The organism is Gemmata palustris, from assembly GCF_017939745.1.
Taxonomy (GTDB): Bacteria; Planctomycetota; Planctomycetia; order Gemmatales; family Gemmataceae; genus Gemmata; species Gemmata palustris.
Map to the genome: position 1 here is coordinate 393222 of NZ_JAGKQQ010000001.1, position 20676 is coordinate 413897.

A 20676-nucleotide genomic window follows, 5' to 3' on the forward strand; every position below is an offset into this window, starting at 1 on the left:
CAGGACAGCAGACCTGCCGTCCTGCGAAGTGAACACGTATATAACGGGTGAAATGCGATGCCGTAAGGTCGGCACTTTCCGCCACTAGTGATTGCCGCCTGAAGTCGTTGTGCGCGTGAGATTTGCACCGTGATTGGCCCGCGACTCTTCCCGCCCGTACTGCTGCGCCACGTCCTCAAAGAAGTCGATCCACGGGTGCGTGTGCCTGTCTTCTGGCATCTCTTTCTGCTCGATCAGATCGCCGTAGTCCTCGCGCACGCGCTCCATCTCGTCCACGAGGCGCCCCAGGGCAACCATCGCCTCGTACAGGCGCGCTCGCTTCGGTTGAGCCTTGCTGCTGTTCTTCGCGCTCATGATCGTCCTCGTGGTGGTTGTGGTCGTGTGGTTCAGCCGCGCCCGCAGGCACGGACGTAAGCGGCAGCAACTTCGGTGAACTCCTCCATCACGTCCGTGAACGCGCCGTCAACGTGCTCCCAGCCGCACACCCCGGCCCCGCGCATCTCGTCGCCCAGATCGTCGAGGCGGTTGGCGAACGTGCCCAGCGTGATCATTCGCGCGTGGAATTTGTCCTTGGCGGATGGGGCCGGCGCGCTCGTGACCGCCGGCGCGGTCGGCTTCTGCTTCGGGGCGGCCTTCTTCGTGGCCTTGCTCTTCGTGGTCGCGATCGTCGTTGTCGTGTTCGTGGACATCTCAGGTTCCTCGTTGGTGTTCGTTCAGGGCGTACCTTCGACGGGGCGGCCCGCGCTGGGTCGCCGGTTGTGCTTCGGGTTGTGCAGGGGATGGGCCGGAACTCCCCGGCCCGGGTAGGCTACGCGACCTTCAGTTCACCCGCGTCAGGTTCGGCCGCCACGGTCGCGACCAGTTCGACGGGCTTCGGCGTCGGCACGTTGATCGTGACCTTCACCATCCGCGACGACAGCCCCGCGGCGGGCTGCAGTTCTTCGGAATCCTTCGAGACCTCGTAGTCGCCGTTTGAATCGACCAAAACCCAGACCTCGACTTCGACCAGTTCGGGTTCCATCTGTCGGCCCTCGTTCGATGTGGAAGAGGGACCGGGCGAAGTACCCGGCCCCGGTGTGTCGTCACTCCGGTTCGCCGGTGAGGTCCAGGTGCACCACGGCCCCGGTGCCCGTCTCGCTCTTCGGGTCATCGATCGCCTCTTTGTGGATCGAGAAGCCCCACTGCCCCTCGTCGTCGATCACCTTCACCTCGCACTCACCCCCGACCTGACCCTTCATCCATTCCAGCCGTTCGATCAGCTTCTGAAGCGTCATTGCATCCCCTCCGTTCGTGCTGTTCGTTACCGCCGTTGCGACCTGCACTGATGCTAGATTTGACCTAGGGGCATGTCAATGATGAAACTAGAAAAAGCCTAGGGGCGATCCAAATTGCCCAACCTAGTAAATAGCTAGGGGCGAGTTACGATACTCTCTGTAGTGTCGTTCGCGATCGTCCGGCGGATGGGGTGCCGAATGCCTAAGAGACCGGTTGAGGGGGCGGCCCAGATCAACGCGGAACTACCCGTCCCTTTGCTAGATGAGTTGAAGAGGTTCGCGAAAGGCCGCGGGGAAAAGGTGCGAGATGTTCTCGCGCTCGCAATCCGCCGGCATTTGGACAATCCGCCGCCGCCGCCCCGCCCGGCTGAGGTCCCACCGTTGCCGCCGCTCACTAGTCCGCCAGAGAAGCCGGCCCCGAAGAAGGGGAAGAAGAAGTGACACCTGACGATCCGCCGGCCTCCAGTTCGACTCCCGCGGAGCGCCGATTCTGGCGACGCGCGGCCCCCGTCCGCCTTCTCGTTCTGCTCCTCGGTGCTGCGGTCGTGTACCTGATCTACACAGTCGTGCGCTGATCCCTCTGAAGTGACTCACTAAATCGCTGTACACTCAGGGCGCGTCAGGTAGAATCCGGGAACCACATTCCCGGAGAGCGCCCCATGCGAATCACGATCCTGACCTCCGTTGCGTTCCTGAGTGGAGCGGTTGGTACGGGCGGTACGTTCGCGATTACGACCGGCAACACATCTCCGGTCGCTGACGAGAAGCCGGCCCCACCTAGCAAGGACAAACCCCAGAGCGGGGACTGGCTACCTGAACTCAAACGCGGCCTCATCCCGCTGCCGCCGAGCGCGTTCCCAGATATCGTGCCACCCAAGCCAGCAAAGAACGAAGCAGACAGTAAACGGTATCTCGAACAGCTCGCCAAATCGTGCCCGCGTCTTTGCGGCAAAATCCCGCTGAAGATCGAAGACGGAGACGACACCTTACGGAAGCTGATGAAGGCGCGGCTGCACCAAGGGATTCTGTCGCTGGGCGGCTACCAAGAGGGGCAAGCTATCGCCGGCATCGATCCCAGCGGTGTCGCCGAGTACCAAGCCTGCCTTGAGGATGTTCTTCAGGCGAGTAGGGAACTGTGGGGTAAGCAGCCGAAAGAGTTCGTCCCTTGGCTCGAAGAGTTGCTGGTCGAGGCGAAGGCATACGAGCAATACACCATACGGCGAGTGGAGGCCGGGGCGATAAGGTTCCAGAGCCAAAGTATTGCGACGCGAAACCGGCTTAAACTCGAAGCGGAGCTGTGGAAGGCCAAGAACCCGAAGTGAGCCGCTCGCGATCCACAGCAACACGGAACGGATCGGGTCGGAGGTGACACCCCGTGGAAGCCTCTGGCAATTTGCCAGAGGCTTTTCAGCAACACGGGCGGGATCGGCTCACTTTTTCGGCCGCTTGAGGATTACCCGCGCCCTACCCACCTCGTGCGGCGCCCCAGCGAGTTCCCATCCTTCATCACCGAGCGCATTAAGCACCTTTTGATCCGGCTCGTTACCCCCACCCCCTCCCGGAAGGGTCACGACTTTGTATTCCCACTTCTGCACCGCGGGAGCCGCCTTCTCTTTCTCCTGCGCCGACGACGAACCCAACGTAGACCAGCACACCGCGCCGACAGCGAACAGGGCAACGGCGACGAACAGGCGGTAGGAAGGTTTCACGGACGGCACTCCGAATGTGGTGAGGGACCGCCGACATCATACCCGATTGTCTTGGCGCAAAGACAATTGCCCCTCCCAGCGCCCACCTTGCGCGCCCACGGCTTGAACGGGCGCCCGCGCGGAATGTGCCCCGAAGTGCGATCGGGCCGTATACGCGATCCTGTGCGATCTGGCGGGTGAGCCGTCAGTTTCGCCCGTTGGGGCGATAGTGTCTCACAGATAACCTCCGGACATTAGATCGTGTTGAACCCATTATTCAGCCCCCTGAACCTCGGGAGAAGGTTCAGGGGGCCGGGGCACTTCTACAAGTGCCAAACTAACTAAATTAGTTCCCTTCTTGCTTTTGTATCGCAACACGAACCTCGTTCCCGGCACTGCCGCACTAACAGCAGACTCGATTTGCGTCCACAAATTAGCGATGGCGCCCGACTTCTCACTGGCTCTTTTTGAATGCAATGAGGGGCTTAGAACAATGTGCGTGATACCGAACGCTCTGCAAAGATCGGGCAGTTTATCCCCTCTTCCTGATTGCTTCGCACCGTCTGAGCTAATGACAACCCAACCGCCTTCGGCGGCCAGTTGAGGTATCCAATCACCGTCTTTTATTCCCTGGCTAAAATAGTCACAGATGTGAACAAACTAACATTCCGGAGAGACCAATCGGTGAAGTGTCTGCATCACCGGCTTGCCGATGCACTCATCGAACAGGAATCGGGCGGGGGTGCTCACGCGGCTGACTTACCAAGATGGTCAACGAATTGGTAAGCAGTCTCAACCTCCTCCTTCGAGATTCCGTAGACCTTCGCGGTCCGGTCGATTCCACCCTCTGTCTTGATCGCCTCCCAGATCGCCATTGCTGTGTAGCCACTTGGGAGCAGGGGCTCCCCGAAGCGCTTCTGAGGGTCCATTTTAACGGGTATGGGATGCAGGTGATGGCTGGAGAAGATCCGGTATGCATTCACCAACCCGTTCGGGTCGAAGGAAAGATCTTCGAGATACATCTCCACGAACTCAATCAGCCTCTGCCCCTTATGCTTGCCGGACACCTCAATAAACTCGTCCACCGTCCCCGGCGGCCGAATCACCAACTCATCGCCCAAAAGATACGTGCAGTGCTGACGAGCGAAGGGGTAATCAAGTCCCAAATGCTCTTTCGCGACCTTGATCGCTTGGCGGAACTTGGGCAGCGGTACCTTTCGTTGAAGCCGAATCTCTCTGATGGCTAACGTTTGAACGAGATCGAGGAAGGTGACGAGCCGCTCCGAATCAGAGGGCGCAAATTGTGGCTCAATGACAGATTGACTGCTAACGCTGCCGAACAGCCAGCGCGACATGAGAGATGGGGATACGCGAGCGTACAAGGCCGCCTCAGCGACCGTGTACAACCCGTTGCCGATAAACTTCTTAGCGGTGGTTACCATTACTCGTCCCTGTCCAAAACAACAGGGCGTGGGTGATTGTGCAATGGGCGCAGTACGGACCGCGCGCCAAAATCGAGCTTACCCACACAACTATACACTCGTCAAGCAGAATCGAAAATGGTTCACACGTACACCCTCCAGTGTCGCTTACGCTGATGTCGCCCTGCGCAGCCGTTGCCCACAGTTCCGATGGCAGAACCGGTTCCTTCGCTTCTCCCCAACGAACCCATCCCCGCACCCCTCGCAGGTGAGCGCGGAACGCTCCCTCTGGCGCCGGTCCGAGTCCCGCTTGTGCCCGGCCGCCCACCTGCACGCGGAGCAACAGTAACTCGGAAGCGGACCGCGGGCAGGAACCCGGACGATCGGCCCCGCGCAGTGGGCACACACACGATTCTCGACTGAGCGAACCACAGATCCCCCCTCCTCTTGGTTCCAATACGTGCGGGAGTTTTTTGAGCAGGGGCACACGGTCTTCCTTACCCCACCTCTGAGAATCCAGGGGGATACCCCCGCCCCGACACTTTGACGGATGTCACTTTGACTTTTGTGCCGGTATCGGCGCGAGGGGCGTGAGCTTGTTGATGATCGCGACCTGATCGGCGATGGCCACCGCGGTCAGGTACGGCAGGTCGCGAGCCTCGTCGATCGTGAGCAGCGGTTGCCCCTCCGCGTCGCACAGACCGAACGCGACCACGCGAACCATGCGACCGCTCACGTCGCCGGGGTTCTGCTCCTCGTACTTGCACAACGCGGCCCACTGTTCGGCGGTTAAGGTGCGCGCGTGCAACCGAATCCCCGTGACCTCAACCGGCGTGACGCGCACCGCGTCGGGTAGTCCCAGGTGGTTCATCCCGCGGCGGATGTACGCGAGGTACGCCGGACCATCTCGTGCTCCCGCGCTCATGTGACCACCTTGAGGGTTGGACCGCTCTTGAGGATGTCGATCAACTGCCGGATGTTGCGGTCTTGGTTCTTCAGCACCTTCAACACTTCACGCTGGATCTGCACCGGGTTGTCCCCGATCGACCCGCCCGCGATGGCGTTGCTGGCGCGGAAGTTCGCGACCGCGGTGTGGGCCTCGAATGACCCGCCCAGCGCGGCGCCCGACAAGAACGGGCCACTCACGTCCGGCTTCGCGTCCTTTACCCCGGTCGCGATTGCGGACGCGAGGTTGTACGTGTTGACTAGCGCTTCCGTCTTGTCCTGTAGCTTCTCGATCTCTTTGAGTTGGCGATCCGCAAACCCCTGCACCTTTAGCTCGTAAAGCTGGAGTTGGTTCGCGCTGAACCCCAACGTCTCGCCCTGTTTGCGGATCGCGTCCGTGACCTCTTTGAACTTGTCCGCGTCGGCACCGAACACGATCCCCGCGCCCATCCCGACCGCGTTCGCGACATACTCAAATCCTTCCGTGGTCTTCTTCAGTTTTTCGCCGTAGAACTCGAAGCTCGCGATCTGGCTTTTGCTGTACCCGTCGGCCGCCATCTCGAGCGCTTTGATTTGGTGCTCGGCTTTCCCCATCGCCGCGATCTGGCGTTCTGTGTTCTCGATCAGGCGGTTAAGCTCGCCGACCTTGACCGGGTCGCGCTCCGGGTTGAGGATGCGCCCGCGTCGCTCCGATATGTCGAGCAGTCGGGTATTCAGTTTGTTGAGTTGGTCGCGGTACGTGTCAACGACGGCGTCGGCCGCGCCTTGGAAACGGTCCAGGTTGCCCGCGATCCGCAAGCCCTGAGTGCGGAAGTTGAAGTCGTTGAGCTTGTCCCGCTCCTCTTCCGCGAGCTTGATACTTTCGAGCAGCGCGGATCGCTCCTTCTCGCCGCGAGTGATCTCAACATCCAAGCCCCCAACCACGTCCTTCGGGCGCGCCCAGGATTCGACCCACTCCATGCGGATGTTCGCGAGCCGGTCCGTCGTCGCCGTAATGTTTTGCAGATGCCGCTCGGTCTCTTCGAGAAACCGGTTCAGCCGCTCGGTGCCCGTGTACCACCGAATGATCGCGCGCCCTCGGTGGCGAAGTCGGTCGCCATCTGTTTCGCTTTATCCTTCGCGACACCGAAAACCTCGCTCGCACCGCCGCCGAGCTTTCCGCCGATCGCGGACGCCGTTTTCCCGGCCGCCACTCGGGTGCGCGCCGCCCAACTTTCAGTCGCGGCTTCGGCCTTTTTCAAGCCAACCAGCAGTTGGTCCGCGTTCGCCGTGAGAACCACCGCGCCGGTCCCGATCGCGTTCCCGCCCGCCATTGGAACACCTTCAGTTGGATGTGCAGAAGAACCGCGCCGACGAGTGCCGGCGCGGGAGGGAGCCGGAATCAGCCCGTGGGCAGGTCACTTACGTCCGCGGACGTGAGTGCGCCCGCGTTGAGCAGCTCGCGAATCAGGGCTTGTGCGTCGTATGGATTCGTTCCGACCGACATACCCGGGCGGAACACGATGTTGGGCATCGAATGGCCCCAGCCATGCCGCTCGAACCGCGCGATTTGCTCGCTAAATTCCATACCCGCGCGGATCATAGTGACCAGCCCCAGGGCGAAGTCGCGGGCTGCAGGCGCGAGTGCCTTTTCGATCGCGGGAACCGCGCGCCGCTTCGCGGACTCGATCGCAGGCCACACCGCGGCGGCCGCCTGCTTCGCGGCCTCGTAGGAACAGCGCTCGGTTGTGGTGAGTGCCTGCAGGCGCTGCACGTCGGCCTCTTCGATGGGCGCGCGGCCCGCGAGCATGGCCGCGACAATCAGTTCGTCGAGTTGACCCGGTTCGGGGCGCTGCCCCGGCTGCAGTCCGGTTCGCTCCGTGAGGTCCGCGAGTTCGTCACAGACTCCAAGCCAACGTTCGCGCAGGTCCGCCGCCTTCTGGCGCGCCGCGATCACGGCGGGGTCGGTTTCCACGTCCACACCGGCCACCGCGGGCACCGTTGCGGGCTGATCGATTCGCTCGCGCTTCAGCGCCATCCCACGCGGCTTCGGAGCCCCCTTTTCGACTTGAGAGAGAACCGCCTGAACCGCCGCGAGGTCGCGGGCCGCATCCGTACTCTGATTCGCCATGCTAAGCACCCTAATTGCATTTGAATGGAACCAACCGGCGACGTGCCGGCCGGTGGAAATTCTCAGCCGTCAAAATCGGTGTCACAGAAGCCGTTGAGGGCAAGGTCGATCTCGTCCTCTGGGTCAAGCTGGCGCCGCGCCCCAGGCCGTTGGTTGCCACGCGCGAGAGTCGCCTGAATCGCCATGAGGTCCGCCGCCATACTTCCGCCCGGCCGCCCGACGGCGGGAACCGGGTCGTTGCGGAGCAGCGCGTTGATCGCCGCCACGTCCGCCGCCATCGTCCCGCCGGCCCGCACGAGGGGCTTCCCGAACGCCACCCGCTCGTGCAGCGCCATCGCCGCCCGGTCACCCTTCTCTCGCGCCTCGAAGTAGCGCTTCTCGGCTTCAAACCGCGCGTTCGTTGTGTGCCCAATCGCGTACCGCATTCATCACCCTTGGAGTTAACGTGCCTGAACCGTCTGGCCGCCGGTCCGCTCGCCCAGCAGTTGCCGCGGGAACCGAACCAGCCGCCCGAACTTCACGAACGGCACCGCGCCGTTCCGCATACCCCGGCGAACGCTCGCCTCACTGCATTGCCACGCCGCGCACAGTTGGGCGAACGTGATGTACTTCGCCTCACCCGGAACCGTGGTCGTGTTCACCTCGTCGTGCATCTCGATCTCTCCCGGCGGTTCGTGAAACCTTCCGCCCGCCAGTACCCTGTCTTGTTGGTTTGCCCCATGTCCTGTTAACGCAAACAGCCCGCGGGAAAAATCCGCGGGCTGTCAGGTGGTTCGTGGTCGGGTACGCGGTCAGAGTTGCTCCCCCTCGATCGGCTCGAACGGGTGCCCGCCGCGGACCCCCACCGTCGTCGCGGTGTACGCGGGACTGCTCACCGGGGAGAACGCTTCGAGGTGGACTTCGGTGTGTTCCAAAATGCGCCGGCCGCCCTCGGTGAAGACGCGGTACTCGCGCGGGATGAACCGGACCGACGCGCCGCGGAGCGACCGGGACGCGATCAGTTCGCGCAGTTGGTGCGCCCCGGTGCAACGAGACAGGTCCGCGGCGTACCACAAGCCGACCTCATCGACCCAGAGCCGGACCACGCCGTCCTCGGTGTAGCCGATCCGAATCTCACCGTTGTGGAGGAGATCGCACCGCACATTTCGCCGGAGCCGGAGCACGCGATCGAACGCGGTCGGGGCGAACCGCTCGTACAGGGGTTCGGCGCCGTACTGTTCCCACTGCCCGGTCGGTAGCTCGTATTCGGTGCCCGGAGCGTCCGGCCGGTAGAACGGGCACGCGAGGCCGTAAAGTTCGCCCATGATCGTGTACCTCGTGTTGTTCGCGATCACCCCGCACTCAAACACTTTTCGCCGTTGCGACGCTCCGGCTTGATCCGTCCGGGCGCCAACAATTCGGCCGCGCGATGGAGCATGCGGTTCACCGTGTCGTGAGAGCGCCCCGTGAGCAGGCCGATTTCGCGGCAGGTGTAGGAGTCGATCATGTACAACCTCACGACGAACGCGAGGTCTTCGGGAAGCTCATCAATCAGCACGGGCTTCGCGGGCTGCTCAACCCGCCGGCGCGCCACCTCGTGTGTGAGCGACACTACCGCCGGCCGGTTCGAGCGCCGGAGCTTCAACCGGTGCAACGAGCGTCCGAACCAGCGCCGAATCGCCGTCTTCGCGAACGGGATGAACGTGCCCGGGTTGGTGCAGTTGTCGCGCGCCCAGAGGATCGCGTCGGCGGCCGCGTCGATCAGCACTTGTTCGGTTTCGTCGTTCCCGCCGGCGCGCTTGTGGGCGAAGCCCAACGCCCATCGGTACACGGCCGAGTAGTCCGCATCCGCGATCGTCAGGGGCGCGCCCACGAGTACCTCGTTGTTCTCGGTTAGCATTTCGACCTCGCGGTTGTTGGTTGGTCCGGCGGATGCGGCTCGTCTTCCTAATCTGTCGGGATGGCGCGGGTTGGTGCGTACCGACCCCTGCGATGGAGTTGGTACAGTCAAAACCCTGTCGTACATGGACGGGAAGTTTGACCGGCCCGGGTATTTGGTTCGCGCATCCCGGGCTTCCACCCTGCGCGCCGAACAGTGGTGGGTCGCTGGCAGGGTGTCGGTACGCACACCAGCGCTGTTCGGTACGGCCACCCGCGCCCGGGTCGCCTTCACTCCTGGCTCATCGCCCTCACGTTCCCGGAGTAGGGAACCGATCCGTCGGCCGCAGCCACGCACGGAACAACGCGCTCGCCCAACCGGGGGCTATGTCGAGGTGAAGTGTACACGATGGCATATGGTGAACACAAGGTCGGTGCGCGGCGAGGTCTGCCCCTTGCTCTTGCCCGCCGGAATTACGACGCGAGCGCGACGAAAACGCGACGGGGCTGCGACAAAAGCGAGACCTTTAAAGGTCACCCCAAAGGTGGGTCCAAAGGTGGTTGACGTGTGGTGCGGACTATGGAGATTTGGGAACCACACCACCCTTAAGGGTCAACCCAAGGGTGGTGTCAAGGGTCACGACGTGGGGCAGAAAAGCGGCTCGATTTTGGAACCCCGAACCAAGATACCGAACACGACAAAAACGACCGTTCTTACCGAACCCGAACAAATCCGTTAGAGCCGAGTGGTCGCCTTACGTCTGCGCGCAGATGTTTGCACCCGCACGCAGATGCATTCCGGGCGGTCGCGCCCCAGCTCGCTACCCCATCGCGCGCGCGATCTCGATCTTCGCGCGCATCTGCGGGTCCAGGTGAACGTAAACGGCCGACGCCACCGCGTTCGTGTCGCCGATGGCCGCCGCCGCGTAGTCGAGGCTCCTGAACTTCTCCGCGACCTCCGTTGCGAGCGCGTGCCGGAGTTGGTGCGGTGACCACCGTGACCCGGCCTTCACGCTTGCGCGCGAGATGGCATGGCTGTAGTCTTCTGTGCCCTCTCCAAAAATCGGCCCGACCGGGTTACCTTCGAGGTAAGGCGTCAGGAGCGCGATCGACTTCGGCCCCAGGTAATACGTCTGTGCCTTGCCCCGGTGCCGGTTCTTGTTGGCCTTCCCCACGCGGTAGATCCACACGTCCGTAGTGTGCTCCAAGTCGCCCACTTCGAGCGCGCACACCTCGCCGGACCTCATTCCGGTCAACCGCTGCAGCCGCACCATCGCCGCGATCTTCACCCGGCGCTCCGGATCGGACGGGGTCAGGTGCGGAATTGTAGCTTTGATCTGCGCGTCCGTTGCCGGGCGCTTTTTCGGACGATCAGGTGCCGCCGATCGTCCGGCCTTGAGCTTCTCGACGAGCCGCAGCGCGCCGTGAACACCGGGAGGAACGAGCGATTGCCCGGCCCCCCAGCCGAACATTCTAACCACCCTATTGATGTAGGCGTTGACGGTGGATCGCGCGGTGCCCCAGTCGATAAGGATCTGACGGCAGGCCCGGAGTGCGGCGGGATCGAAGTCCGTAGCGAGGCGGTTCTCAACGCCTTCAAGCACGAGGCGAACGGCCGCCAAACACGTCTTCACCTCCGATGTGGGCTTCCCGTCTTTTGTGTAGTAGTCGCGGACATGCACCATCCACTGCTCCGCGAGGGACGCGACCGACACCCCGCCCGCGTTTTTCATCCCCGAACCGGTCGCCGCGTCGTACTTGCCCGCGACCCAATCGGTCGCGAACTTCCGGTACGCGGTGTTCGCCTCCGCGCTCCCGTGCTTTCCGAAGTACCTTTCGTTGATCTTCCCCGTCATCCGCCAGCGCGAGTACGCGCGCCCGGACGGGTGCCGTTTCAACTTCGGCACCGGGCGCGGAACGCCGGCCGCGGGGCGCCCGCCGTAGAGGGATGCCCTCCGAACCGGCACCGTCGCCGCTTCTTCGACGGTTTTGCCGTATGTGAAGATTCGGGCGTAGAGCGTCTTCACGCTGATCCCGCACCGCTTCGACAGCTCGACGAGATTCATTTTCTCGCCGCGGTACTCGACCACTGTTTCATCGCCTTGTGCCATTGCATCCCCTAAAATAATGTTCGTATTGGCCACACGTCCACTATTTACTGTCCCCTATGAAAAGATTCAAATCGCTTGAAATCACAGCGACTTCAAGGGCTCGATCCGTGGTCGTTGAAAACTTCCGATTCCAACCACGAAGTGGAACAAAACCGGCGGTAAAATCACATAACGCATCGCTCGCACAGCGCCAGACCGTGTCATGAATTCGCGTATGCCCACACCACCTGCTGCACCTGGAGGCGGTCGCGGCTTTGTTACTTCGCCGGTCGCGGAACGCGCCGCGGTGCTATTGGCCGTCGCACAGGCCGTCGCCGCACACACCGACCTCGGTGCCCTGCTCCGCGACCTCGCCGCCGCGTTGAGCGCCCACCTCCCACGTGGTTACCTCAGTTTCGCTCTACTCGAACTCCACTCTCATGCGGGAAAGTTACAGTTCCTCGAACCGCTTGGAGGGACCGCGCCGCCCAAACCCGCCGATACGCCGACCGAACTCCCAGCTGCGGAGTCACCGACCGCGCATGTCTGGGGCACTCAAGAACCGTTCTGGCTCGACATTAATGCCGACGGCCGGTTCCGGATGCTCCGCGCCGCGTTCGCGAAGCAGGGCGTTCGGTGCGCATGCTTCGTACCGCTCACCACCCCGCGGCGCAAACTCGGCGCTATGGGCTTCACGAGTTATGTTCCCGTTACGCCTGCCCCGGGAGACATCGATTTCGCGGTTCAAGTCGGCCGACTTGTGGCGCTCGCGGTGGAAGGCGCGCTCACGCGCCAGGAACTGGAACGCGCCAACGCGCGGCTCGCGGCGGAAAAGCTCTACCTCGAAGAAGAAATTCGCACCGACCGGCGAATGGGCGAGGTCGTCGGCGCGAGCTTGGCGCTACACGAAGTGCTCCAACAAGTGGGGGTCGTTGCGCCGACCGATTCCGCGGTGCTCATTACGGGCGAGACGGGTACGGGAAAGGAACTCGTCGCGCGGGCCGTTCACCGATTGAGCGCGCGCCGCGATCGGACCTTCGTGAAGCTCAATTGCGCCGCGATCCCGACGGGCCTGCTCGAAAGCGAACTCTTCGGGCACGAGAAGGGCGCGTTTACCGGGGCCGTTGAGCGCCGGCTCGGGCGCTTTGAACTAGCGGACGGGGGAACGCTGTTCCTCGACGAAGTGGGTGACATTCCCCCGGAACTTCAGCCGAAGTTGCTCCGGGTGCTCCAAGAGCAGGAGTTCGAGCGCCTCGGCAGTGCGAAAACACTCAAAGTGAACGTGCGGTTGGTCGCCGCCACGCACCGGAACCTCGGGAAGCTAGTCGCGGAGGGGAAGTTCCGGTCGGACCTGTACTACCGGCTACACGTGTTCCCGGTCCACATCCCCGCGCTCCGGGAACGGCGCGAAGATGTCCCCGAGCTCGTCCGACACTTCGTGGCGCTGTTTGCCCAGCGCTTCGGCAAGAAAATCGAGCGGATCCCGCCCGAGACCATGACCGCGCTCGAACGGTACCCCTGGCCGGGGAACGTCCGCGAACTGGAACACTTGATCGAGCGTGCGGTGATCCTCAGCGCGCCCGGGGGTGAACTCCGCGTCCCACTGAATGATATTATTTTGTCTGATTCGGCTATCGATCATATAGACATGTCTCCTGCCCTTGCGCCGCGAGCGACACTGCTCGAAAGCGAGCGCGAGTTGATTCGCCGCGCGCTCGACGGGTGCGGGTGGATCATCGGCGGGCCGAACGGCGCCGCGACACAACTCGGTCTGAAGCGCACGACACTTCTTTCTCGCATGAAAAAAATGGGTTTGACCCGCCCGAAACGTGCGAGTGTCGAATAGTCGGCACTCGCGCGCCGAAGTGCCGACTATTCGACACCGGCATCGACACGAACCCTCCAATCCGATCCGACGCCCCGACACTCGTTGTCTCATCGCAACACTTCGCGCTCCAGTTCCTCAAAACGCCCGCGTGTTTCCGATCGGCGGCCCCGTTGGTATGCGACGTGCAATGAAAGCGCAATGAGCCTCTCGAATTACTTCCTTCATCCGAGGTCGCCATGTCGAGCGTGCGTCGCGGGTTCACGCTGATCGAGCTACTGGTGGTGATCGCCATCATCGCGATCCTGATCGGGCTGTTGCTCCCGGCCGTCCAAAAGGTGCGCGAAGCGGCCGCGCGCATGAAGTGCCAGAACAATCTGAAACAGTTCGGGCTGGCCGCACACAACTACGAATCGACAAACAGCACGCTGCCGCCGACTCAGCACACGACCGTGATCGCGGGCAGCACGGTGTCATCCGGGGCGCCGCTCCAGGCACTACTGCTGCCGTACTTTGAACAGGGGAACAAGTTCAATCAGTTCAACATGAACTACAACGTGAACAGCGACGCCCCGATTCACGCCTCGATCCCGGCGCTCGCCGGGGCCAACGCCGCGGCCCGCGCCGGCGACGTGCCCGTGTACCTGTGCCCGTCGGACGCTTCGAGCGAGACCTATTTCGGGGCCGGGCGCCAGAACTACTTCGGGTCCCTCGGCACCTACGCCCAATACCGCGGCAGCGGCGGCACGAACGACGGCATCTTCTCGGTCCCGTACCCCGCCGCCGGTCAGACCATGAAGGGGATCTCGATCCTGGGCGTCTCCGACGGCACCAGTAACACGGTCATGTTCGCCGAGGTGATGCGATCGACGACCGTGTACAACGCGGGCAGCGGCCTGCGCGACCACGCCACCATCATCATCAACAGCAGCAACACCGGGTACAACGAGACCGACGGTACGGCGATCAGCATGTGCGCCGACGGCAGCAACTGGAGCAGCTCCATCAAGTACGTCGGTTACCAGTATTACCGGAACCTGCCGTCGAACTTCCTGTTCACACACACACTCCCGGTCAACTGGAACAAGAAGTCGCCGGCCAACCAACGGTACAGTTGCGGCAGCACGTCATTCGCGTCCATGCACATCGCGGCCAGTAGCTACCACACCGGCGGGGCGAACGCGTGCATGGCCGACGGGAGCGTGCGGTTCGTAAACGACTCGATCGCGTTCACGAACTGGCGCGCAATGGGCACGCGGGCCGGCGGCGAAGTTATCTCGGAGTGAGTCCCCCAAACACCACACGCCCGCGGCACGTGCCGCGGGCGGTTTTATTTCCTTACCCCTCTGGGTGCGTCCCAAATGAACCGCTTCGCGCTTTTCTTCCTCGGCACACTCGCCCTCGCCGGTTGCTCGTCGAGTCAAAGTCAATCTACGTCGCAAAGCCCGGGAACGGACGCGGTCCTGCACGAGGTGGGCGGCCTCATCCAGATGTGCAGTGGCGAGACCGGTAAGGGGCCGAAAAAGGCCGCGGACTTGGCGAAGTACCAGAACGGCTACCCGCTGGGGTTCCAAGCCGTGCAATCCGGTGAAGTCGTCGTCGTGTGGGGCGCGAAGATCGGCGGTGAAGGCGAGGCCGCGTCCGGCCCCGCGCATGTAATCGCATACGAAAAGAAAACACCCACCGAAGGCGGGTGGGTGCTGTTCCAGAACGCGACAACCAAGCAAATGTCGGCCGGTGATTTCGCTTCCGCACCGAAAGCACAATAAGGCTACTTCACTTCCATCACTTCGCTCGCGCGTTCGGTGCGGTCGAGAATGCTGACCATCACGCGAGTCTTCTCCGCGATGGGAAGAATCGCCGTGCCATCCGCAGCCAAACCGTGAACACTCGTGGTCCACGCATCGCCTGTGAGTGTTCGCACAACAACGAACCGCGTGCCGGCCCCCGCCTTGACGCGAAGCACGGGCTTGCCGTCAATCGTGTCGCGAGTGACTTCGGGCTTCACGGGTGGCTTCCCCTGTGCGAGCCAGGGTGTTTCCGGGACGAGTGCGGGTTCCGAATAGGTTTTCTTCAATTCGTCTGCGACCCCGCCGGAATTGCGTACAAGGGCCTTCATGCTGAAGTGAATCGTACCGTCCGTGTTCTTCTGCTTTCGCGTGATCGCGATCTGATCGGCGACTTCCTTCGAGGGCCACCCTTTCTCCAGCCCCGTAACGCGGCTCGTGTACAATCCCGGCCACAGGTGCCGGTTCTTGGTGTTCTCACCCGCCCACCAGTTGAGCAACTTCGGAAAGCTCTGCTTTTCCTGGGCAATTGGCCAGTAGAGTTGTGGCGTGAAATAGTCTACCCACCCCTCGTTGAGCCACAATTTAGCGTCCGCGTAGAGGTCCGCGAACTGGTCCAAACCCGCAATGCCTGTGGGATACCCCGGGCGCCAGACCCCGAACGGGCTGATCCCCACTTTCACCCACGGCTTCGCCTTCTTCGTCTCGGTGTACATCCTCTGTACGAAAGTGTTTACGGCATCGCGACGCCAGTCGTCGCGGTTCAGTTTTCCGCCGGCCTTTTGGTACACCTCCCAGGTGTCGTCGTCGGGAAACGCGATGATCTTCCCGTCCGTGCCTTTCTCCTTGTACGGGTAGAAGTAATCGTCGATGTGAATGCCGTCGATGTCGTATCGCTTCACCACATCAAGGACGACGGCGACCGAACGGTCCTGCACTTCGGTGTTCGTCGGGTTCATCCAGAAGTGCGTGCCGTAAGGCTTCGCAAGGTCCGGTCTCGTTTTGGTAATGTGGTCGGCGGGCGCTGGGGACTTCGCCGACGGGTGCCGCGCCCGGTACGGGTTGAACCACGCATGCAGTTCTAAACCGCGTTTGTGGGCCTCTTCGACCACGAACGCGAGTGGGTCGTACCCCGGTGATTTGCCCAGCGAACCCGTCAGGTACTCGCTCCACGGCTCCAGTTTCGATTCGTAGAGCGAATCAGCCATCGGCCGGACCTGGAATATGACCGCGTTGAGCTTCAGTTCCACTGCTTTGTCGAGAATCGCGAGCAGTTCGGCTTTCTGCTTCTCGGCAGGAAGGCCCGGCTTGCTCGGCCAGTCGATGTTCGAGACAGTAGCGACCCAGACCCCACGGAACTCGCGTTTCAGCGGTGGTGGCCCGTCTACAGCCCCAGAAATGGGCGCGCCAAGGCCGAGGGCAATGAGCCCGACCAAAAACCGGCACATAACGAATCTCTCAAGAGGGAACGGAAATGCGGTCGAGAGCGAGACGAACCGCGCCTTCGGCCGGTTCGCGAACGAGTGTTACGGGAGCTGCGGTCAACCCGCGCTCCGAAAGGGCAGCCAGGAACCGCTCGCGGTAGCCGGGGCCGGAAACGAGTAACCCGCCCGCAAGCGCGACCGGGAACGAGGCCCCCAAATCGAGCGCGCGTGCGGCAGCAGCGGCAGCGGCCGCGAGTTCGCTCGCGGCTTCGCGAACGATGCTGTCCGCGACCGGATCGCCACTCTCGGCCGCTTCCAACACGACTGGCGCGAGTGCAGCAAGCGACGCCCGGTCGCCCCCACGGTAAACCACACCAACAAGTTCTTGCGGGCGTTTCAATCCGAGGGCCGCGAGCAAGCGGTCGGTGAGCGGCGTGACGGGTGCCCGACCGTCGGCCGAGCGCGCTGCGGCACGAAGACCGGCGAGCGCGATCGCGTAGCCGCTCCCTTCGTCACCGAGGAGCGGCCCCCACCCGCCCGAACGCGCGGTCCGGCCGTCAGCACAGCGGGCAAACGCCATCGACCCGGTGCCCGCGACGATCGCGACCCCGGCACCGTTCGGCGTACCCGCCGCCAGGAGCAGCGCCGCATCTTCAATTACATCAACGGCTTCAGCTAATTTGGCTCGGGCTGCCCATTCCCGCACGATTTCCTGGTCCCCGGGACGCCCGGCCCCGGCCAACCCGAGACACGCAGCCCGAACCGGTTGGCGCGACCGCCCGGCCGCCGTGAACGCCCGCGTGGTGGCTTCGTCGAGCGCGGCGAGCGCGCTGGAAGTGCCGACCGCGTGGCGGTTCGATGGGCCGGCTTCCCCGCGCCCCAGTGCCTTCCAACCGTCTGCCGTGCGTGCCGCAAGCAACACGATGGTGCTGGTTCCACCGCCGTCGATGCCGAGAACAAGTTGTTCCGCGCCCGTCTTGGTGTACCCGTTACCGTGATGTTTGCCGTTTTTGCCGTTCGCCCCCACCGCGGCGCGTACCAAACCGTTCGCTTTTCGCAACCGTTCGCGGGCCTCTTCCGCAGAAACGCCGGCCAATTGCGAAACGAGGGCCGTTTTGAGTTCGCGCCCGCAGTTATTGAGAAGCACGTCCGCCGCAGATTGGTCGAGTCCAGTCGCTTCGCGCACGATGCGATTCGTGCGGACCTTCAGCTTCTCATTGGTGGCGCGCAGGTCCACCATCAAGTTGCCGTAAGTCTTGCCGAGTCGGACCATTGCGCCCGTGCTAAGGATGTTCAGCACGAGCTTCGTCGCGGTGCCGGCTTTCAACCGTGTGGAGCCACTCAGGATCTCGGGGCCGACAACGGGTGCAATCGCGAGATCGGCACACGAACTGACTTCCGAATCGTGATTGCAGGAAAGCCCAATGGTAAACGCGCCAAGTTTGCGCGCACAGCTAATTGCAGCTAGAGCATACGGCGTGCGCCCGCTACTCGCGATTCCGACCAGCACGTCAGCGGACGTCAGGGCAATAGCCGCGAGGTCACTCTCCGCGAGGTCGGCGCGGTCCTCGGCCCCCTCGATCGCACGTGTGAGAGCGCTTGGCCCGCCCGCAATGAGCCCAACTACAAGCCCCTGAGGTGCGTTAAATGTTGGGGGGCACTCGCTTGCGTCAAGAACCCCGAGCCGCCCGGAAGTGCCCGCACCAATATAGATGAGGCGCCCGCCGGCGCGCAAACGGTCGGTAATCACCTCCACCGCGCGGGCGATCGGTTCCGCCTGCGAAGCAACGGCCGGGATGATCTTCGCGTCCTCTGTACACATCAACCGAACGAACTGAAGCGCGGAGAGTTCGTCCAGTTCAGACGAGGCCGGGTTCCGTGCTTCGGTTTGAAGGTGATCCATTGATTAAACCGACCACCGAAATGGTCGCCGCAGCTCGTTCGAGTTACCTAATTCGTTGTGTTTCGGCTATGCAACAGACATGCCGCACCGGGCAATCTTGTGGAGTGCTTGATACTCATGAGTGAATCACAGATCCGCCACCGCAATTGACGCAAACGGCAGACTTTCATCTCGCAGCTTGAGAGCTTCTGCGGGTGTCACGTCCCTCACTACAGCCGTTGACATTAATAGTGAGTTCGCATCTGTGCGACAGACTCAATCTGCTATTACGATTTCACCTCGCGCGGCACGAACACGTTCCAGATAAGGGCCGTCAGAATCGTCGTTCCGGCCCCGATAGGGGCGAACCACGGAAACGCGAGCAGCCGCTCCTTATAGAACACCGGCACCCACGTCGGAAGATCGGTCGTTAATCCGGTGGACGGTAACCAGAGCGCGAGGACGGTCAGGAACCCGCACACCAACCCGGCGAGCGCGGCCCGCGACGCAACCAGCGTTCGCATGGTGCCGAGGAGGAACAATCCGAGCAGCAAACCCATCGTAAGGCCCGCGACCTCGAGCACCCGCTCGACCACGCTCTTGTTCCCACCGAGTTTGTACGCGGCGTAAGCCACTCCCATTTGTGCCACGCCCCACACGGCCGTCATCACGCGCGACAGCGTCACGTACCGCCGCTCCGAGTGCCCCGGGCGCAGCGGCCGGTAGAAATCAGTAATAACTGCGTTCGCGGAACTGTTCAGCGACGACGACAGCGTAGACATCGCCGCCGCCAGCACCGCGGCGACCAGCACCCCGACCACACCGATCGGCAACTTCGTCACGATGAACAGGCCGAACACTTCGTCGTTGCGCACTTTCTCGGGCAAATCGAACCCGCCGGCGCGATTCAGCAGGAACATCCCGACGCCGACGGACAGGAAGAGCAGGAACTGCGCGAAGACAACGAACCCGCTCAGTACGAGCGCGAACCGCGCTTGCTTTAGTGACTTCGCGCAGAGGTAGCGCTGCACCATGAGTTGATCGGCCCCGTGACTCGCCATCGAGAACACCGAGCCGCCGATGATTCCGGCCCAGATGTTCAGCGCGACCGTTGGCTCGAAGACCGTGTCAATCACTTTGAATTTGCCCGCGGCTTCGCCCTCAATGAGAAACTGGTCCCACCCACCTGGGAGCAACTTCAGTACGAAAATTCCCGCGAGAACCGCGCCTGCGATCTTGATGACGAACTGGATCAGGTCGGTCCAGATGACGGCCTTCATGCCGCCGAGGTAGGTGTAAACGATGGTGACCGCCCCCACGACCACGATCGCCGGAACGATGCCGCCCAACACGAATTGCAGGAGCATCGCGGTGAGGAAAATGCGCAGCCCGTCCGCTACCGTCCGCGTCAGGAGGAACAGACCGCTCGCGACGCGCTGCACGGACGGATCGAACCGCTGCTTCAACACCTCATACGCACTGAACAGTTCGCCGTTCATGTACTGCGGGAGCAGCAGCCACGCGACGATGCACCGACCGATGATGTAACCGAACGAGAGTTGCAGGAAAGTGAGGTTTCCGCCCTTCGGGTCGAACGCGACCCCGGGCACGCTCAAGAACGTGACCGCACTCGTCTCGGTCGCCACGATCGAGACCAGGATCATGAACCAGCCGACGTTGCGCCCGCCGACAAAGTAGGTACGCAGATCCTTCTGCGCGCGGGTGAACCACACACCGAGGAGCGTCATCCCGAGAATGTAAACCGCAATAATGGTCAGATCGAGCGCGGAAAGTTGGGGCATCGGCAATCCCGGGCGTGAGCGGCATTAACCCACTCACCGCGTCGAACAACTGGGTATGATTTCGCAATTCTCAATGCGAACCGCGTGCCGAAGCAAACTACGACTCGCGCAGGAACTTGTTTGCGTCAGAAGCGCGTGCGACTCGAGGTGTTCGCAGTTCAGCAGCTTATTGGCGGCTCTGCGGTTCGTCCGAGATCGTTCTTCGTACCCGTCACGTCACTCGCTCTCCCGGTCTTGGCTCAGCCCCGACCACAAGGGATAGCCCAAACCGTCACCCGCGACATTAGCGACGTGTACCAAGATCGGCCGAACCAAACTGGGTTCGGAACTGCCTCGTCCGGCTCGTCGCTAAAAAGTAACCGATAATTTGCCCCGAGGAGCACATCCATCAACAAGAGCAATCGTTCGGAGCGCTCCAAAATAAAGGGCCAAGTTCCCTGTACTATCGCCGCCGCCGCGCTCGCGCTGAAAAAAATGCTATCTTCCTGCCGTACCTCTTGCGACCAGTCGTTCGCCCGCAAACGTGCGTACCCATCGGGTTCGGCCGCTCCGACCGATCGGGTATGAAGTC

24 protein-coding genes and 1 pseudogene are annotated in these 20676 nt (G+C 62.4%); 5 read left to right on the top strand and 20 right to left on the bottom strand.

Features of this window, described 5'->3' with window-relative positions; translation table 11 throughout:
- Positions 1-84 precede the first annotated feature (84 nt).
- The 4 genes from J8F10_RS01635 to J8F10_RS01650 all read right to left on the bottom strand — a co-directional run bounded on the left by J8F10_RS01635 (position 85) and on the right by J8F10_RS01650 (position 1274).
- Positions 85-354, bottom strand: coding sequence for a hypothetical protein (locus J8F10_RS01635; protein WP_210652050.1), 270 nt, complete (start codon positions 352-354; stop codon positions 85-87).
- Positions 355-386: 32 nt separating this feature from the next.
- Positions 387-689 carry a hypothetical protein gene (locus J8F10_RS01640; RefSeq protein WP_210652052.1) on the bottom strand — a complete coding sequence of 101 codons (303 nt, stop codon included), beginning with the start codon at positions 687-689 and terminating at the stop codon, positions 387-389.
- 119 nt (positions 690-808) lie between these two features.
- A complete protein-coding gene (locus J8F10_RS01645; protein ID WP_210652058.1) occupies positions 809-1021 on the bottom strand; it encodes a hypothetical protein in 213 nt (70 codons plus the stop codon).
- 61 nt (positions 1022-1082) lie between these two features.
- The gene (locus J8F10_RS01650; RefSeq protein WP_210652059.1) at positions 1083-1274 is read right to left on the bottom strand and encodes a hypothetical protein; all 192 of its coding nucleotides are present in this window, start codon (positions 1272-1274) and stop codon (positions 1083-1085) included.
- A 437-nt stretch (positions 1275-1711) separates the two neighbouring features.
- Here J8F10_RS01650 and J8F10_RS01655 point away from each other — a divergent pair, with 437 nt between their 5' ends.
- Positions 1712-1849, top strand: coding sequence for a hypothetical protein (locus J8F10_RS01655; RefSeq protein ID WP_210652060.1), 138 nt, complete (start codon positions 1712-1714; stop codon positions 1847-1849).
- Positions 1850-1933: 84 nt separating this feature from the next.
- Positions 1934-2596 carry a hypothetical protein gene (locus J8F10_RS01660; RefSeq protein WP_210652061.1) on the top strand — a complete coding sequence of 221 codons (663 nt, stop codon included), beginning with the start codon at positions 1934-1936 and terminating at the stop codon, positions 2594-2596.
- 108 nt (positions 2597-2704) lie between these two features.
- Here the strand turns inward: J8F10_RS01660 and J8F10_RS01665 are convergent, their stop codons facing one another.
- The 12 genes from J8F10_RS01665 to J8F10_RS01720 all read right to left on the bottom strand — a co-directional run bounded on the left by J8F10_RS01665 (position 2705) and on the right by J8F10_RS01720 (position 11406).
- Positions 2705-2983, bottom strand: a complete 279-nt coding sequence (locus tag J8F10_RS01665; protein ID WP_210652062.1) for a DUF4177 domain-containing protein — start codon at positions 2981-2983, stop codon at positions 2705-2707.
- 252 nt (positions 2984-3235) lie between these two features.
- Complete coding sequence (locus tag J8F10_RS40525; protein ID WP_210661706.1) at positions 3236-3613, bottom strand: hypothetical protein; 378 nt, start codon at positions 3611-3613, stop codon at positions 3236-3238.
- Between the two features lie 95 nt (positions 3614-3708).
- A complete protein-coding gene (locus tag J8F10_RS01675; protein WP_210652064.1) occupies positions 3709-4404 on the bottom strand; it encodes a hypothetical protein in 696 nt (231 codons plus the stop codon).
- Between the two features lie 532 nt (positions 4405-4936).
- Entirely contained in the window at positions 4937-5308 is a 372-nt protein-coding gene (locus J8F10_RS01680) for a hypothetical protein (RefSeq protein ID WP_210652066.1), read from the bottom strand.
- Positions 5305-6288: a hypothetical protein gene (locus tag J8F10_RS01685; protein ID WP_210652070.1), complete on the bottom strand. Its 984-nt coding sequence runs from the start codon at positions 6286-6288 to the stop codon at positions 5305-5307. Before J8F10_RS01685 ends, J8F10_RS01680 begins: the two co-directional genes overlap by 4 nt.
- A 74-nt stretch (positions 6289-6362) precedes the next feature.
- Positions 6363-6641, bottom strand: coding sequence for a hypothetical protein (locus J8F10_RS01690; RefSeq protein WP_210652071.1), 279 nt, complete (start codon positions 6639-6641; stop codon positions 6363-6365).
- A gap of 68 nt (positions 6642-6709) precedes the next feature.
- Positions 6710-7438: a hypothetical protein gene (locus tag J8F10_RS01695; RefSeq protein ID WP_210652072.1), complete on the bottom strand. Its 729-nt coding sequence runs from the start codon at positions 7436-7438 to the stop codon at positions 6710-6712.
- Between the two features lie 62 nt (positions 7439-7500).
- A complete protein-coding gene (locus J8F10_RS01700) occupies positions 7501-7863 on the bottom strand; it encodes a hypothetical protein (RefSeq protein ID WP_210652076.1) in 363 nt (120 codons plus the stop codon).
- A gap of 15 nt (positions 7864-7878) precedes the next feature.
- On the bottom strand, positions 7879-8091 hold the full coding sequence (locus J8F10_RS01705) for a helix-turn-helix domain-containing protein (protein ID WP_210652077.1): 213 nt from the start codon (positions 8089-8091) through the stop codon (positions 7879-7881).
- 138 nt (positions 8092-8229) lie between these two features.
- Positions 8230-8742 (bottom strand): HK97 family phage prohead protease, encoded by a 513-nt coding sequence (locus J8F10_RS01710; protein ID WP_210652079.1) that lies wholly within the window; start codon positions 8740-8742, stop codon positions 8230-8232.
- 26 nt (positions 8743-8768) lie between these two features.
- Positions 8769-9317, bottom strand: a complete 549-nt coding sequence (locus J8F10_RS01715; protein WP_210652081.1) for a sigma-70 family RNA polymerase sigma factor — start codon at positions 9315-9317, stop codon at positions 8769-8771.
- A gap of 799 nt (positions 9318-10116) precedes the next feature.
- Positions 10117-11406 carry a tyrosine-type recombinase/integrase gene (locus tag J8F10_RS01720; RefSeq protein ID WP_210652084.1) on the bottom strand — a complete coding sequence of 430 codons (1290 nt, stop codon included), beginning with the start codon at positions 11404-11406 and terminating at the stop codon, positions 10117-10119.
- A 214-nt stretch (positions 11407-11620) separates the two neighbouring features.
- Between J8F10_RS01720 and J8F10_RS38245 the strand changes: the two genes are divergently transcribed.
- The 3 genes from J8F10_RS38245 to J8F10_RS01735 all read left to right on the top strand — a co-directional run bounded on the left by J8F10_RS38245 (position 11621) and on the right by J8F10_RS01735 (position 14979).
- Entirely contained in the window at positions 11621-13231 is a 1611-nt protein-coding gene (locus J8F10_RS38245; RefSeq protein WP_246522788.1) for a sigma-54-dependent Fis family transcriptional regulator, read from the top strand.
- Positions 13232-13449: 218 nt separating this feature from the next.
- Positions 13450-14496: a DUF1559 domain-containing protein gene (locus J8F10_RS01730; protein ID WP_210652086.1), complete on the top strand. Its 1047-nt coding sequence runs from the start codon at positions 13450-13452 to the stop codon at positions 14494-14496.
- Positions 14497-14571: 75 nt separating this feature from the next.
- Positions 14572-14979 carry a hypothetical protein gene (locus J8F10_RS01735; protein ID WP_210652090.1) on the top strand — a complete coding sequence of 136 codons (408 nt, stop codon included), beginning with the start codon at positions 14572-14574 and terminating at the stop codon, positions 14977-14979.
- 2 nt (positions 14980-14981) lie between these two features.
- Here the strand turns inward: J8F10_RS01735 and J8F10_RS01740 are convergent, their stop codons facing one another.
- The 4 genes and pseudogenes from J8F10_RS01740 to J8F10_RS01750 all read right to left on the bottom strand — a co-directional run bounded on the left by J8F10_RS01740 (position 14982) and on the right by J8F10_RS01750 (position 20105).
- On the bottom strand, positions 14982-16445 hold the full coding sequence (locus J8F10_RS01740) for a glycoside hydrolase family 10 protein (protein ID WP_210652092.1): 1464 nt from the start codon (positions 16443-16445) through the stop codon (positions 14982-14984).
- 10 nt (positions 16446-16455) lie between these two features.
- On the bottom strand, positions 16456-17448 hold the full coding sequence (locus J8F10_RS40530; protein ID WP_390891127.1) for an N-acetylglucosamine kinase: 993 nt from the start codon (positions 17446-17448) through the stop codon (positions 16456-16458).
- A pseudogene (gene murQ / locus J8F10_RS40535) lies at positions 17446-18324 on the bottom strand (N-acetylmuramic acid 6-phosphate etherase); the annotation flags it as partial. The gene J8F10_RS40530 and the pseudogene murQ, both read right to left, overlap by 3 nt.
- A 266-nt stretch (positions 18325-18590) precedes the next feature.
- A complete protein-coding gene (locus J8F10_RS01750) occupies positions 18591-20105 on the bottom strand; it encodes a sodium:solute symporter family transporter (protein ID WP_210652096.1) in 1515 nt (504 codons plus the stop codon).
- Between the last annotated feature and the right edge of the window lie 571 nt (positions 20106-20676).